Below are 14805 nucleotides of genomic sequence, written 5' to 3'. Positions count from 1 at the left end.
ATGGCTGATCGGATAGAAATTTCGACCGAGAACCACATCGCGGTCATGACCATCAGGCGGCCCGAAAAGCTCAATGCGTTTGATATTGAGCTTTTGCAGGAACTCTCTGCCGCCTGCGACCGTGTGGAGGCCGATCGCAGCGTGCGCGTTGCGATCCTGACCGGCGAGGGAAAAGCCTTTTCAGCAGGCGGCGACATCAAGGCCTGGGGCGGCATGGAACCGCAGGAATTCGGCCATGCCTGGGTGCGCTATGGTCATCGGGTGTTCGAGCGGCTTGCGACTTTGCGTGTGCCGCTGATCGCGGCGATGAACGGCCATGCTTTGGGCGGCGGTCTGGAACTGGCAGGCGCCGCCGATATCCGCATTGTCGAAAAACAGGCGAAGATCGGTCTGCCGGAAACATCGCTGGGCATGATCCCCGGCTGGTCGGGCACGCAGCGTCTTGTACACCGCTTCGGCGCGCAGATCGTGCGGCGCATGGTGCTGGGCGGCGAGATGTTCACGGCTGAGGAAGCGCTCTCGCACGGGTTGGTCGATGCCGTTGTGGAAACGGGCGCAGCCTTGCAGGCGGCGCAGGATTATGCGGCGCGGGTGGCACAACGCGGACCGGCTGCACTGGAAATTTCCAAACTGATGCTGTCCGTCGCCAATGGCGAGGACAACGGAACCGCCGTCGAGGCGCTGGGTTCCATCCTTGTCGCCAAGACCGGCGATCTGAAGGAAGGTGTGCGCTCGTTCAGCGAAAAGCGCGAAGCAAATTTTAAAGGAGAATGGTGATGAGCGTTATTGTAAAGCCGCAACCGCTGGCCGGACTGGCCGTCCGCGAATTCTCCATGCTGATCGATGGCAAATGGGTGGGCAGCCAGAGCGGCCAGACCATTGAGCGCGTGGCCCCCGGCCATGGTGTCACGGTGAGCCGTTATCCGGCGGGTAACAAGGCCGATGTGGAGCGCGCCGTAGCAAGCGCACGCAAGGCTTTCGATGACGGGCGCTGGTCGTCTAAGACTGCTTCGCAGCGCTCGCTGGTTCTGCTGAAGGCTGCCGAGCTGATCGAGGCGCGGGCCGAAGAGCTTGCCTATCTCGATGCGATTGAAGCTGGAAAGCCGATCAGTCAGGTGCGCGGCGAGATCGCCGGTTCCGTCGATATCTGGCGCTACGCGGCAGCGCTTGCGCGTGATCTGCACGGCGAAAGCTATAACACGCTGGGCGATGGTACTTTGGGTGTCGTGCTGCGTGAGGCGATTGGTGTTGTCTCCATTATCACGCCGTGGAACTTTCCGTTCCTGATCGTCGGACAGAAGCTTCCTTTCGCGTTGGCTGCAGGCTGCACAGCGGTCGTCAAGCCGTCGGAACTCACCTCCGGCTCGACGCTGGTGCTCGGTGAAATTCTGGCCGAGGCGGGCGTGCCGGATGGCGTCGTCAACATCGTCACCGGAACGGGTGCGGATGTCGGCCAGCATATGAGCACGCATTCGGATGTGGACATGGTGTCTTTTACTGGTTCCACTGGCGTCGGCAAGCTGACCATGGCCAATGCCGCTCAGACCCTGAAAAAAGTGTCGCTGGAGCTTGGCGGCAAGAACCCGCAAATCCTGTTCCCGGATGCGGATATGGATGCCTTCATCGACGCGGCGGTGTTCGGCGCATGGTTCAATGCGGGCGAATGCTGCAATGCCGGTTCGCGGCTGATCGTGCATCGCTCGATTGTCGATGAGATTGTCGAGCGCGTCGCCGATCTGTCGAAAAAGGTCATTGTCGGCGATCCGCTCGATGTCAGCACACAGGTGGGCGCGATTATCACGCCGCAGCATCTGAGCAAGGTTGGCGCCTATGTCGATCAGGCCAGAAAGGCCGGTGCGGCGCTGGCGCATGGCGGCGAAGTTCTGGATCTCGGCCTCGGCCAATATATGGGGCCAACCATTCTGTCCGGTGTGAAGGCCGACATGGCCGTGGCGCGTGAAGAAGTGTTCGGGCCGGTTCTGTCGGTATTGTCCTTCGACAGCGTGGATGACGCAATCTCGATTGCCAATGCGGTCGATTACGGTCTTTCGGCAGGCGTGTGGAGCCGCGATTTCGATACCTGCATGACCATCGGCCGCAAGGTGCGTGCTGGCACAGTCTGGATGAACACTTTCATGGACGGCACGCCGGAACTGCCTTTCGGCGGCTATCGCCAGTCGGGTCTGGGCCGTGAGCTGGGCCGTCATGCGGTTGAGGATTATACCGAAACCAAGACGCTCAACATGCATATCGGTGCGCGGACGGCCATGTGGATGCCACAGGCAAAATAGGAGGAGACGGCTTTGGGAGGACAGCCGGATATCGTCATCATCGGATCGGGTATCGGCGGCGCGACGATGGCTGCCGGTCTTGCTGCGTCGGGTGCCGAAATTCTCATCCTTGAGGCGGGGGAGCATTTGCCGGACAGGCCGGAAAACCGTGACCCGCGCGCTATTTTCCAACAGGGCTTCTTTCGTCCGAAAGAGTTCTGGTACGAGACGAACGGTACGCCGTTCAATCCCGGCAATTATTACAATGTCGGCGGCAATTCCAAATTCTTTGGCGCGGTGCTGATCCGCTACCGCCGCGAGGATTTTGCAGAAATGGCGCATCTGGAGGGCGTCTCGCCCGCCTGGCCCTTTTCCTATGAAGAACTGGAGCCGTGGTATAGCCGCGCCGAACAGCTGTTTCAGGTGCGGGGTGAACTGGGCGGTGATCCGACCGAGCCAGATCATTCAAAGTCTTATCCCTATCCGGCGATCCGCGACGAACCAGCCATTGCCGATGTGCGGGCGCGGTTGAAGCAAGCCGGATTGCATCCGGCATCGCTGCCGCTGGGGGTCGATATCGACCGTTGGCTGGCACAGGCCAAAACGCCGTGGGATGCGCATCCGAATAGCAATGACGGCAAGATGGATGCGGAAACCTGTCCGCTCGCGGTTGCCCTCAAGCATCCCAATGTCCGGCTCGAAACTTCCGCACGGGTGACACGGCTGGAACCCGGGCCGGATGGCAAGACCATTGCCACCGTGCATTATGTGAAGAACGGAGAGGCGCTGGTCCTGCGCCCGAAGCTGGTCATTCTGTCCGCCGGTGCGGTGCAATCGGCGGCGCTCTTGTTGAGGTCAGGACTGGCCAATCGCTCCGATCAGGTGGGGCGCAATTTCATGAACCACAATGCGAGCGCCGTAATCGCTTTCGATCCGCGCTATCGTAATGACAGCATCTACCAGAAGACCTTTGGCTTCAACGATTACTATCTGTCGGACGGGGCGGGCGGGCCGCCGCTCGGCAATGTGCAACTGCTGGGGCGCATCTCGGGTGCGATCCTCAAATCCAGTATGCCACGAGTGCCGGAATGGCTGTTGAACCGGGTTGCCGGACACACGATCGATTTCTACGCCATGAGCGAAGATCTGCCGTCGCCGGAAAGCCGCGTGACGGTGGATGGCGACCGCATTGTCCTGCATTGGGTGCGCAGCAACTGGCAAGCGCATCTGATGCTGGTGGAAAAGCTCAAATCCGCTCTGCGGGCAGCAGGTTTTCCGGTCGTGCTGTCGCGAGCCTTTGACCGGCGCACGCCGTCGCATCAATGCGGGACGGTGCGCATCGGCAACGATCCGGCGACAGCGCCGCTTGATCCCTGGTGCCGTGCCTATGATCACCTTAATCTCCACGTGGTCGATGCATCGTTCCTGCCGACATCGGCGGCGGTCAATCCGGCGCTGACCATTGCCGCGCAGGCGTTGCGCGTGGCGGACCACTTGAACCGGGAGGTTCTGGCATGAACCGTCAAAGACCTGTGGCGCTGGTAACCGGCGGACGTCGCGGCATCGGGCTTGGCATTGCCCGCGCCCTGGCGGCAAAGGGTTTTGATCTGGTGATCACCGATATTGAGGACGACGAGGCCGTCATTCACGAATTGCGCGGCATGGGCGGCAGGGTGGCTTTCTTCAAAAGCGATCTGGCTGCCGTCGAGACGCATGAGGCGACCATTGCCGCTGTGCTGAAGGAGTTTGGCAGCATCGACTGTCTCGTCAACAATGCGGGCATGGGGTCGGTCGAGCGCGGCGATTTTCTTGGGCTGAAGCCTGAAAATTTCGACACCATCATGGGGGTCAATTTGCGCGGCACAGTGTTTTTCACGCAGGCGATAGTGAAAGCCATGCTGGCGGTAACCGATGTGCGTTTTCCACGCAGCATCGTGACGATCAGTTCGGTTTCATCGGTGATGAGTTCGCCGGAAAGGCTCGATTATTGCATCAGCAAGGCGGGGCTGACCGCCTTCGTGCAAGGGCTGGCGCTGCGTCTGGCCGAGGCGCCGATTGGTGTGTTCGAAGTGCGTCCCGGCATCATTCGTACCGATATGACGGCCAAAGTCTCCGAGCGTTACGACGCGCTGATCGAAGGCGGTCTGGTGCCGATGAAGCGCTGGGGCGAAGTGGGCGATGTTGGCGCCATCGTGGCCGGGCTTGCGGACGGAAATTTCATCTTCGCCACCGGATCGGTGATCAATGCCGATGGCGGCCTTTCGATAGCGAAGCTTTAAGGGAAGTGCGCGATGAACTACGATTATATCATCGTTGGCGGCGGGCCTGCCGGTTGTGTTCTCGCCAATCGCCTCAGCGAAGATGCGTCTGTAAAAGTGCTACTGCTAGAGGCGGGCGGAAGCGACTGGAATCCGCTGTTCCATATGCCTGCGGGCTTTGCCAAAATGACCAAGGGCGTGGCGAGCTGGGGTTTTGAAACCGTTCCGCAAAAGCATATGAAAAACCGCGTGCTGCGCTATACGCAGGCCAAGGTGATCGGCGGCGGTTCCAGCATCAATGCGCAGATTTATACGCGCGGTAATGCCGCTGATTACGATCTTTGGGCCAATGAAGATGGCTGCACCGGCTGGGATTATCGCAGTGTGCTGCCCTATTTCAAACGCGCCGAGGACAATCAGCGTTTTAACGACGATTATCATTCCTATGGCGGCCCACTGGGCGTTTCCATGCCGTCCGCACCGCTGCCGATCTGCGACGCTTATATCCGCGCCGGGCAGGAACTGGGGATACCCTACAACCCGGATTTCAACGGGCGCGAACAGGCGGGCGTCGGCTTCTATCAGCTGACGCAGCGCAACCGCCGGCGGTCGTCCGCCTCGCTTGCTTATCTCGCATCGATCAAGGGACGGCGAAACCTGACGGTCAGGATCAATGCGCCAGTCCGTAACATCGTGCTGGAAAAGACGCGCGCCACAGGCGTGGCCCTGATGAGTGGCGAGGTGTTGCGCGCATCGCGGGAGGTCATCATTTCATCGGGCGCTATCGGCTCTCCAAAACTTCTGCTGCAATCGGGCATCGGTCCCGCCGATCATCTGAAACAGGTTGGCGTTGCGGTGAAACACGATCTGCCCGGCGTTGGCGAAAATATGCAGGATCATCTCGATCTGTTCGTCATCGCTGAATGCACTGGCGATCACACTTATGACGGCGTGGCAAAGCTGCACCGTACGCTTGGCGCGGGGCTGCAATATATCTTTCTGCGTTCCGGCCCTGTAGCGTCCAGCCTCTTTGAAACCGGCGGCTTCTGGTATGCTGATCCGGATGCCCGCTCACCGGATATTCAGTTTCATCTGGGGCTTGGTTCGGGCATTGAAGCTGGCGTCGAGAAGCTCAAGAATGCAGGTGTGACGCTCAATTCCGCTTATCTGCATCCGCGCTCGCGTGGAACCGTGCGGCTGGCTTCCAGCGACCCGGCTGCTGCACCGCTGATCGACCCGAATTACTGGAGCGATCCGCACGATCTGAAAATGTCGCTGGAAGGGCTGAAGATCGCACGTGAAATCATGCAACAGGCCGCATTGAAACCCTATGTCATGGCCGAGCGGCTTCCGGGACCGAAAGTGGTCACCGACGATGATCTGTACGACTATGCCTGCGCCAATGCCAAGACCGATCACCATCCGGTCGGCACGTGCAGGATGGGCACCGACGCTTCAGCCGTGGTTGATCTGGAACTGCGGGTGCACGGTCTGGAGGGGTTGCGGGTGTGCGACAGCTCGATCATGCCGCACGTGCCGTCCTGCAACACCAATGCGCCAACGATCATGGTCGGCGAAAAGGGATCGGACATTATTCGTGGACGCGATCCGCTGCCGCCGACCGTCTTCTCCTGGGAGAAGAATGACCGGCGACGAATGGCTTGATTAAACGGCGGTGCTAGAGCGGTTCCGGTTAAAATGGAATCGGGGAACCGCTCTATCTATTTGTTTTTACGCATTATCCTACGCAAAACCGCTACGCACTTTTGCTGGAAATGCTCTACGGGCAATTCATGGAAGCCTGGATGCCACCAAACTCGTATACCGATACATCCGGCGCGGAAAAGCCGACATTGCCGGTTATTTCTTGTCCCGGCTTCAATATTCCGGTGTTGAGTTTTTCCTCAACGGTATCGACTTTGGATTTGTTGGTCGGGTCATCGGCGAGAAAAAAGCATACATTTTTCAGATCGACATCCGTTGTCCCAACATTTCTCAAAGAAATGAGGACCAGGTTTTTAAAGAAAATGACACCTCCCCGGTTTGCCGTGCTTCCCTTCGAAGACTTTTCCATGATCTGTAAATCTTTCGAAGGGGGGCTGCCTGTTTCAGAAGCAAAAGCGTGTGAAGCCATGAAAGCAAAAAGAAACTGAAGTAAATAATATTTTTTCATGAAATAACTCCATGGAAAATAATAAATACTTATAGTGTTGCTTTATGTCTTTTTATTGATCTGATTTGCTGTAATTATTGCTCACTATCACTTTGGTCTGCTTCAGTGTAGCGCAAATAACCCACAATACCCGATCCCTTGCGGTTCGGCGTGTCTGACGGGTGATTGACGCCGTCATTGACCGGAATGACTTTGAAATCGAAAGGTGAGACGCCTTCCAGACATGCCGCATTCACACCGAACTGGTGTGGATTGGAGCGGCGCTGGTGATGCGTATAAATTCCGCATTTGGAGCAGAAGTAGTGCTTCGCGGTGCCGGTATTGAAAGTGTAGAGCGTCAGCGCATCTTCACCTTGCAGAATTTCCAGTCCGCCCACTTCTGCTGTTACGGCAACCGCTCCACGCATCCGGCAATAGGAGCAGGTGCAACGTCGCGCACTGTGCAGGCCATTGGACAATTTTACGCGAAAACGCACCGTTCCGCAGTGACACGCGCCCTTGGCTTCCGTGATGTCCGGATTCATTTTTCCCTCCATTCTGCTTATGGGGACGATATTTTCTTTTCTGCCAGTTTACCACCGGCGAAAACCGATTAAGTTCGGTTTCGGAAATGCTTCAGGGAGGGAGCGGCATGAGCGAATTCGCAGTCATCACAGGCGGCAGCACGGGGATCGGCAGACATCTGGTTACGGCTTTTGCCGATGCGGGCTATGCGGTGGCTTTCAGCTTCAAGGATGACGACGACGCAGCCCAGTTTCTGGTCGAGGCGATTGAAGCGGGCGGCGGTCAGGCGCTTGGGCTTGCCTGTGATGTCGGCGTTGGAGCCGAGGTCGAAGCTTTCTTCGACGAGGCGTGCAGCTGGTTTGGCGATGCGCCGGACGTGCTCGTCAACAATGCCGGTATCCAGACATGGAAATCATTGCTGGAACTCGCCGAAGACGAGTGGGACGATGTCATCCGCACCAATCTGAAAGGGTGCTTCCTCAACACGCAGGCTGCGGCCAAGCGGATGGTGGATGCCGACAAGAGCGGCGCGATCATCAATATCGGTTCGGGCTGCAACAAGCTGGCTTTCCCGAAACTTGTTTCCTACACGGCCTCCAAGGGCGGCATTGAGCAGTTCACCAAGGTTTCGGCGGTGGAACTCGGGCCGCATGGCATTCGCGTGAATTGTGTCGCTCCCGGCGCGATCCTCAATGAGCGCACGGCGCTGGAACAGCCCGATTATGCGGGCACATGGGCCAAGGTGACGCCATTGCGCCGGGTCGGCAGCGCTGAGGATCTGTCCGGTCCGGTGCTGTTCTTTGCTTCCGAGGCGGCGCGTTTCGTGACGGGCCAGACATTATGGGTCGATGGTGGCGTCTTTTCGCAGGCCAACTGGCCTTATGATAGGTGATTTTTAAGTGGTGATCCCGACTGGATTCGAACCAGTGGCCTACAGATTAGGAATCTGTCGCTCTATCCTACTGAGCTACGGGACCGACCGTTAAACCATCCGCTGTTGCCAGTGATGCCAGCATGTTCGGATATTTTCGACACATACTGGGTTTCATGGCGGTAGCCAACCCCGCAAAAAGCGGGGTAGACGGATTTTCTCAAGTTTGGAGTGACGTCAGGCGGCAAGCGCCGTCTCGGCGACGGACACGAAATAGCTGACGCCATAGGGAATAGCGTCGTCGTTGAAATCGTAGGCCGGGTGATGCAGGCCCGGCGTATCGCCATTGCCGATGAAGATATAGGCGCCGGGGCGTGCTTCCAGCATGTAGGAAAAATCTTCCGCAGCCATCATCGGCTCGACATTGGCGTTGACCTTGCCTTCACCTGCAACGCCGGTGGCGATGCGCTCGGCAAATTCCGTCTGCGCATCGTGGTTGAAGGTGACCGGATAATTGTTCTTATAGCGCACGGTAATTTCTGCGCCCGTGGCGGCGGCGATCCCGGCAGCCACTTCGCGGATACGGCGTTCGGCGAAAGCGCGGGTTTCCTTTTGCAGCGTGCGCACAGTGCCCGACAATGTCGCCTTTTCCGGGATCACATTGTAGGCCTCGCCCGCGATGAATTTCGTGACCGAAATGACGAGTGAATCCAGCGGATCGGTATTGCGTGAGACGATGCCCTGCAAGGCGATCATCAGCTGCGAACCGGCGAGGATCGGATCAATCGTGCGGTGCGGCTGTGCCGCATGGCCGCCGCGACCGCTGACGAAGAGATCGAATTCGTCGGTTGCGGCCATGATCGGTCCCTTGCACATGGCAAACTGACCCACGGGCAAACCCGGCATATTATGCACGCCATAGACTTCCGAAATGCCGTAGCGATCCATGACGCCGTCCTGGACCATGGCGAGGCCGCCCGCGCCGCCTTCTTCGGCAGGCTGGAACAGCAACGCGACCGATCCGCGGAAATTGCGGGTCTCGCTCAGATATTGTGCAGCGCCCAGCAGCATGGAAGTGTGCCCGTCATGGCCGCAGGAATGCGCCTTGCCGGGAATTTTCGATGCCCATTCGACGCCGCTGGTTTCATTGATTGGCAAAGCGTCCATGTCGGCGCGCAGGCCGATGGCCGGGCCGTCGCCGTGGCGGCCCTTGATGATGCCGACCACGCCGGAGCGTCCGACGCCGGTTTCCACATGGTCGCAGCCGAAAGCTTTCAATTTTTCCGCGACGAATTTTGCAGTGTCGTGCACGTCGTAGAGCAGTTCGGGATTCTGGTGAAGCTGGCGACGCCAACCGGCGATTTCCGCCTGTGTTTCTACGGCACGATTAAGCACTGGCATTTCGGAGAGGCTCCCGTATTGGGTCTATATAGGCATGGGTATCAGGTGTGATTTGAAGGGTACAGGATATGACGTTTCGGTGAAATCCGGCAATCCCTGTTTGCCTTTTCCTCGCCACATGGCATAGATAAGAGCAACGCAAATCCTCCTTATATGACCGAACGTGTCGTGTGTCGTCCTGATGGCGATTTGGAACCATTGAATTGAGCCGTGCAAACGGAGACCCGCAGAAGTTGCGGGCCATTATTGATTGGAACTGCGCAATGTTGTCGAAGTCGTTGAAAATCCTGGTTGCTGCCGCAGCAATGGCTGGCACGGCGATGGGAGCGGCAGTTGCCAATCCATCAATCGCCGTCGATGTGGCGACCGGCAAGGTTTATGCCCAAAAGGATGCGTTCCAGCGCTGGTATCCGGCTTCGCTCACCAAGATGATGACCGCCTATGTGGCGTTTCGCGCGCTCCAGTCCGGTCGCATGACGCTTGAATCTCCGGTGCCGATGACGGTTCGTGCCGCCAAGGAGCCGCCGAGCAAGATGGGCTACAAGCCGGGCTCGGTCATGACGCTCGATACCGCGCTGAAGATCATGCTCGTCAAATCCGCCAATGACGTCGCCGTCGCCGTGGGCGAGGCAGTCGGTGGCAGTGAAGCTGGCTTCGTACAGCTCATGAATGCGGAAGCGCAGCGTCTCGGCATGGTCGGATCGCATTTCGCCAATCCTAATGGTCTGCACGATCCGAACAATTATACGACGGCGCGCGATCTTGCGGTGCTCGCTGTGCAGCTGCGCCGTGAATTCCCGCAATATGCGCATTATTTTGCCACCGAGGCCATCGATCCAGGTGCGGGGAAGAAAATTCAGGCCAATTACAACATTCTGCTTGGCCGTTATGACGGTGCGGACGGCATGAAGACCGGTTTCGTCTGTGCGTCGGGCTTCAATCTGGCCGGGTCCGCCACGCGCAACGGTCGCACGGTGCTTGCCATCGTACTCGGCGCGGATCGTCAGGAAGCGCGCGCCGTGCAGGCTGCGCAGCTGATGACCGATGCATTTCGCGCCAGTGCGTCCGGCGGCGCAACGCTTGCGACACTGCGACCAATCGCAGGCGGCAATCTCAATGAGGCTGTCGATATGCGTAAGGCGATTTGCAGCAAGGAAGCCATGGCCGATCGTTGGGATGGACGCGATGTCGAGGGCAAGCTGAAGATCAACTCGCCCTATATTCACGCCATGGATCACGATCCGGTTGCGGTGCAGGTCGGACTTGTTTCCGAACCCGGCCCGGTCACAAAGCCGAGCCAGTTGCATATTTCGCAGGTGCCTGTGCCGATGCCGCGTCCGCAGCGTGCGGTGGGTATAAAGACGACCGCGATCAACTGATCCACCATAATATTGGGTTGATAGGGTCAACTCTGTCAGTCGTGTTCCTGAAGTGTCGCGCCCTCAAAGTGTGAAGTGTTTGCCATGCCAAATCCTATTCCCGTCTCCGTGTTGACCGGCTTTCTGGGCTCCGGCAAGACAACGCTGCTCAACCGGCTTCTGAAAGACCCGGCCCTGAGCGACACCGCCGTCATCATCAACGAATTCGGTGAGGTGGGTATCGATCATCTGCTGGTCGAGCAGGCGAGCGAAGGCGTTATCGAGCTTTCCGACGGTTGCCTCTGCTGCACGGTGCGCGGCGAGCTGGTCGATACGCTGGCTGATCTGATCGACCGCTTGCAGACCGGGCGCATCAAGGCGCTGAAGCGGGTCATCATCGAAACCACCGGTCTTGCCGACCCGGCGCCGGTGCTGCATTCGATCATGGGGCATCCGGTGCTGATGCAGGCCTTCCGTCTTGATGGCGTGCTGACGACCGTTGACGCCGTGAACGGCATGGCGACACTCGACAACCACGAGGAAGCGGTCAAGCAGGCGGCGATGGCCGACCGCATCATCCTGACCAAATCGGATCTGCCGGAAGCACAGGCGGGTTTGCCAGCGTTGAAAACACGGTTGCGGGCGCTCAATCCGGGTGCGGAAATTCTGACGGCAGGCGATCAGCGTACCGGCTTTGCGGCCTTGTTCGAATGCGGATTATATAATCCCGAGACCAAAACGGCGGATGTGCAGCGCTGGCTCAAGGCGGAAGCCTATGAGCATGATGACCATCATCATCACGACCATACGCATCATCATGATCACGGGCACGATCATGACCATGTTTGCGGCCCGAATTGCGACCACGATCATCATCATGCGCATCACCACCATCATGACGATGCCATCCGCTCGTTTTCGCTGCGGCATGATGCGCCCATTCCGCTCTCGAGTTTCGATATGTTCCTCGATCTCTTGCGCTCGACGCATGGCGAGAAGCTGCTGCGTGTCAAAGGCATCGTCCAGATCGCCGAAGACCCGGAACGTCCGGTGGTGATTCATGGCGTCCAAAAAATCTTCCATCCGCCAGCGCGCCTGCCGCAATGGCCGCAAGGTGAGAAGCAGACGCTTCTGGTGATGATCGTCAAGGATCTGCCGGAAAGCTATGTGCGGGAGCTGTTCGACGCATTTCTGGGTCGTCCAAGCCTCGACCGGCCTGATCGCGCAGCGCTGATGGAAAACCCGCTGGCAATCCCGGGCTTTTCACCGAAGCACTGAATCTTATTTTTTCCGGATCAGGAAACGCTGCACGGTTTCGCTGCGCTCATGTTCAATGAGCGCATGGCCTTCCTGCGCGCAGAAATGCGGCAGGTCGATACCGGAAAGCGGGTCGGTCGCCTCCACCCAGAGATATGCGCCGCTTGGCATTTTCTCCAGACGATGACGGGTCTTCAAAACCGGGAGGGGGCATTTCAGCCCCCTCAGGTCATAAACGGGAATGTGCGCCTCGGTAGTGGTCAGTTGCCGATGATCTTCCACCATGGCTTTTTCGCTTCCGGTGCAGCCACAGGTGCGGGCTGATCGATATTCTGTGCAACCGTGCTGCCGGTCGTCACTGGCGAAACGTCGGCAGGCATTGCGGGGCTCTGGGCGGGGTTTTGCTGCGGTGTCGGCACAGAGGCGGTGACCGGAGCGGCTACCGGAGCTGCAACGGGAGCCGTTGCGGCAATTGCGCTCGCTGGCTGCGCAAGTGCAGGCGTAGCAGGACGAATATCCGGTGCGCCAGCCTTTTCAGCCGATGATGGCGTGAGCGACGGCGGTTCTCGCGTTACCTTTTCGCCGCGGGCGCGGGCAGCGCTCCAGGCCGAAACGAGCTTGGCTTCGGTCAGGCCCTGAATCGATGGAGCAGGCGCTTTCTGCGAAGCGCTGAAGGCGCTCTGGAAGGTCTTTTCATAAGATGCGTAGGCCGTCGACATCGCGTCGGTGTTGGCCGATGGCGGGCAGGCATCCGTTGCCGAGAGTGGCTTTCCGTCTGGCGAAGCGACGTTGAACACGTAGCGCTTCTCGCAAACATCAACCTTCGGTGGAACCTTGGTCACTTCGAAGGCGTCATAGCCCTGCTTCAGCATTTTCCAGAAGCCGTAATTCGGGTCGCTCTTGTAGCGCGCCATGTTGGCATTGGTCATGCGGAACGGGAAGGCCTGAATCTGGAAGTCGCGCTGGCCGCCCTTGAAGGCGTCGCGTCCGAAGGCGTAGATTTCAGAAACGCTTTCGTCGGTCATCGAATAGCAGCCCGACGAAGAGCATGCGCCGTGCACCATCAGGTTCTGGCCCGTGCGCCCGTTGGCGCGGTCATAGGCGTTGGGAAAACCGATGTTGAAGGCGAGATAATAATTGGATTTCGGGTTCATCTGCGTCGGGTGGACGGTGTAGAAACCTTCCGGAGCCTGACGGTCACCCTCGATATATTTCGGTCCGAGCTTGCCCGACCATTTGCAGATTTCATAAGAGGCAATCTGGTCGTATTTGCCGTTATTCTTCTGCTTCCAAACTTCGAGAACGCCTTCTTCCTTGAAGATTCTGACCAGAATCGGCGAGGTGCGGGTCATGCCCTTCGCCTTCATCTTGGTGACGATCTTCTCGGGAAGCGGCTTTTCAGCGCGCAAGCTCAGGTCGGATACGGACGAGCCCTGACACCCCGCGAGAAGCGCGGTTGCCATGACGGTTCCAAGTATTGCGGTTCTGATCTTCATATCGCATCGAGTCTGTTAGAACGGTGCAAGAGACGATTTCCTGCAAGGGTGATTTTGACAACCAAACCTTACGGTATCGTTTACAAATCCTTGCCTGGATATCTAAAAATTAACGCGACGGCAATATGGCGGAAATGACGTGAAGATGCAAATCCGGGATGCGAAGAACATCCCGGATGAGAAATGCCAAAACTGGCAGGGCTTTATTAGAGATTACGGCCGATCTGGAGGAATTTCTGACGGCGTTCCTGCTTCAGCGTTTCGCCGTCGACATCCTTCATCGACCGTAACGATGCCGTGATCATGTCGCCCGCCGCATCGATGACAGCTTCCTTGCCGCGATGCGCGCCGCCCAGCGGCTCAGGAATGATACCGTCGATGACCTTGAGATCGAACAGATCCTGCGCGGTGATGCGCATGTTGGACGCGGCATCCTTGGCGCGGGTGGAATCGTGCCACAGGATCGAGGCCGCGCCTTCCGGCGAGATGACCGAATAGATCGAATGTTCGAGCATATAGACGCGGTTGGCGACGGCAATCGCGATAGCACCGCCCGAACCGCCTTCGCCGATGATGATCGAGACCACCGGCACGCGCAGACGCAGGCATTCGGCGGTGGAACGCGCAATGGCTTCCGCCTGGCCGCGTTCCTCGGCGCTGACACCCGGATAGGCGCCTGCCGTATCAACCAGCGTGATCAGCGGCAGCTGAAAACGGTCGGCCATTTCCATGATGCGGACGGCCTTGCGATAGCCTTCCGGGCGGGCCGAGCCAAAATTGTGCTTGAGGCGCGTCTTGGTGTCCGAGCCCTTTTCCTGACCGAGAATGGCGACCGGCTGTCCGTTGAAACGGGCAAAGCCAGCCTGCAGCGCTTCGTCATTGGCGAACTGGCGATCACCGGCCAGAGGCGTGAATTCCGTAAACAGCCGGTCGATATATTCCAGGCAATGCGGACGATCCGGGTGGCGGGCGATCTGCGCCTTCTGCCACGGGGTCAGCTTGCGGTAGATATCTTTCAGCGCATCGGCCGAACGCTTCTCGAGGCGGCGAATCTCGTCGCTCATCTCAACGCTGCCTTGTTCCTGCGCGAGCTTCTTCAGCTCAAGAATCTGGCCTTCGAGATCGGCGACGGGTTTTTCAAAATCGAGATAGTTGTACATCGGGCCTGACTGTTCGTGCGTTTCCAACGAGATCGCCGCAATAGCGTGCCTGAAGAA

14 protein-coding genes and 1 tRNA gene are annotated in these 14805 nt (G+C 58.4%); 8 read left to right on the top strand and 7 right to left on the bottom strand.

Translation table 11 applies throughout. The annotated features are described in order from the left end of the window. Genes HWD97_RS00370 through HWD97_RS00350 form a run of 5 tightly spaced genes read left to right on the top strand, consistent with a single transcriptional unit; the run spans position 1 to position 6193 of the window. On the top strand, positions 1-777 hold the full coding sequence (locus tag HWD97_RS00370; protein ID WP_109370004.1) for an enoyl-CoA hydratase/isomerase family protein: 777 nt from the start codon (positions 1-3) through the stop codon (positions 775-777). Continuing rightward, positions 771-2291: an aldehyde dehydrogenase family protein gene (locus tag HWD97_RS00365; RefSeq protein ID WP_124915135.1), complete on the top strand. Its 1521-nt coding sequence runs from the start codon at positions 771-773 to the stop codon at positions 2289-2291. The genes HWD97_RS00370 and HWD97_RS00365 overlap by 7 nt, the downstream gene beginning before the upstream one ends. Before the next feature lie 12 nt (positions 2292-2303). Then, complete coding sequence (locus tag HWD97_RS00360) at positions 2304-3788, top strand: GMC oxidoreductase (protein ID WP_371834570.1); 1485 nt, start codon at positions 2304-2306, stop codon at positions 3786-3788. Further along, complete coding sequence (locus HWD97_RS00355; protein ID WP_109370001.1) at positions 3785-4549, top strand: 3-ketoacyl-ACP reductase; 765 nt, start codon at positions 3785-3787, stop codon at positions 4547-4549. The genes HWD97_RS00360 and HWD97_RS00355 overlap by 4 nt, the downstream gene beginning before the upstream one ends. Before the next feature lie 12 nt (positions 4550-4561). After that, positions 4562-6193 (top strand): GMC family oxidoreductase, encoded by a 1632-nt coding sequence (locus HWD97_RS00350; protein WP_109370000.1) that lies wholly within the window; start codon positions 4562-4564, stop codon positions 6191-6193. A gap of 115 nt (positions 6194-6308) precedes the next feature. Here the strand turns inward: HWD97_RS00350 and HWD97_RS00345 are convergent, their stop codons facing one another. Both HWD97_RS00345 and HWD97_RS00340 read right to left on the bottom strand, forming a co-directional pair. Beyond that, a complete protein-coding gene (locus tag HWD97_RS00345) occupies positions 6309-6701 on the bottom strand; it encodes a DUF4354 family protein (protein WP_109369999.1) in 393 nt (130 codons plus the stop codon). A 74-nt stretch (positions 6702-6775) separates the two neighbouring features. Continuing rightward, positions 6776-7225, bottom strand: coding sequence for a GFA family protein (locus HWD97_RS00340; RefSeq protein ID WP_109369998.1), 450 nt, complete (start codon positions 7223-7225; stop codon positions 6776-6778). Positions 7226-7332: 107 nt separating this feature from the next. Between HWD97_RS00340 and HWD97_RS00335 the strand changes: the two genes are divergently transcribed. Beyond that, positions 7333-8097, top strand: coding sequence for an SDR family NAD(P)-dependent oxidoreductase (locus HWD97_RS00335; protein WP_109369997.1), 765 nt, complete (start codon positions 7333-7335; stop codon positions 8095-8097). An 8-nt stretch (positions 8098-8105) separates the two neighbouring features. Here HWD97_RS00335 and HWD97_RS00330 read toward each other — a convergent pair. Together HWD97_RS00330 and HWD97_RS00325 are read right to left on the bottom strand one after the other, a co-directional pair. Next, positions 8106-8182, bottom strand: a tRNA-Arg gene (locus tag HWD97_RS00330). A gap of 131 nt (positions 8183-8313) precedes the next feature. Further along, positions 8314-9477, bottom strand: a complete 1164-nt coding sequence (locus HWD97_RS00325) for a M20 aminoacylase family protein (RefSeq protein ID WP_109369996.1) — start codon at positions 9475-9477, stop codon at positions 8314-8316. Between the two features lie 263 nt (positions 9478-9740). On the opposite strand from HWD97_RS00325, the gene HWD97_RS00320 reads away from it, so the two are divergent. After that, entirely contained in the window at positions 9741-10856 is a 1116-nt protein-coding gene (locus tag HWD97_RS00320) for a D-alanyl-D-alanine carboxypeptidase family protein (protein ID WP_109369995.1), read from the top strand. A gap of 84 nt (positions 10857-10940) precedes the next feature. Further along, the gene (locus tag HWD97_RS00315; protein WP_109369994.1) at positions 10941-12113 is read left to right on the top strand and encodes a GTP-binding protein; all 1173 of its coding nucleotides are present in this window, start codon (positions 10941-10943) and stop codon (positions 12111-12113) included. A gap of 3 nt (positions 12114-12116) precedes the next feature. On the opposite strand, the gene HWD97_RS00310 is transcribed toward HWD97_RS00315, so the two are convergent. From HWD97_RS00310 to HWD97_RS00300, 3 genes are all read right to left on the bottom strand, one after another. Further along, positions 12117-12374 (bottom strand): sulfurtransferase TusA family protein, encoded by a 258-nt coding sequence (locus HWD97_RS00310; protein WP_244597188.1) that lies wholly within the window; start codon positions 12372-12374, stop codon positions 12117-12119. Beyond that, on the bottom strand, positions 12353-13588 hold the full coding sequence (locus tag HWD97_RS00305; protein ID WP_109369992.1) for a murein L,D-transpeptidase family protein: 1236 nt from the start codon (positions 13586-13588) through the stop codon (positions 12353-12355). The genes HWD97_RS00310 and HWD97_RS00305 overlap by 22 nt, the downstream gene beginning before the upstream one ends. 206 nt (positions 13589-13794) lie before the next feature. Then, positions 13795-14748: an acetyl-CoA carboxylase carboxyltransferase subunit alpha gene (locus HWD97_RS00300; protein WP_109369991.1), complete on the bottom strand. Its 954-nt coding sequence runs from the start codon at positions 14746-14748 to the stop codon at positions 13795-13797. Positions 14749-14805 lie beyond the last annotated feature (57 nt).

It is taken from the genome of Ochrobactrum sp. C6C9, from assembly GCF_022627935.1.
In the GTDB taxonomy this organism is placed as follows: Bacteria; Pseudomonadota; Alphaproteobacteria; order Rhizobiales; family Rhizobiaceae; genus Brucella; species Brucella teleogrylli.
The sequence above is the reverse complement of the archived record's forward strand: the minus strand, read 5'-3'. Positions and strand labels throughout refer to the sequence as shown.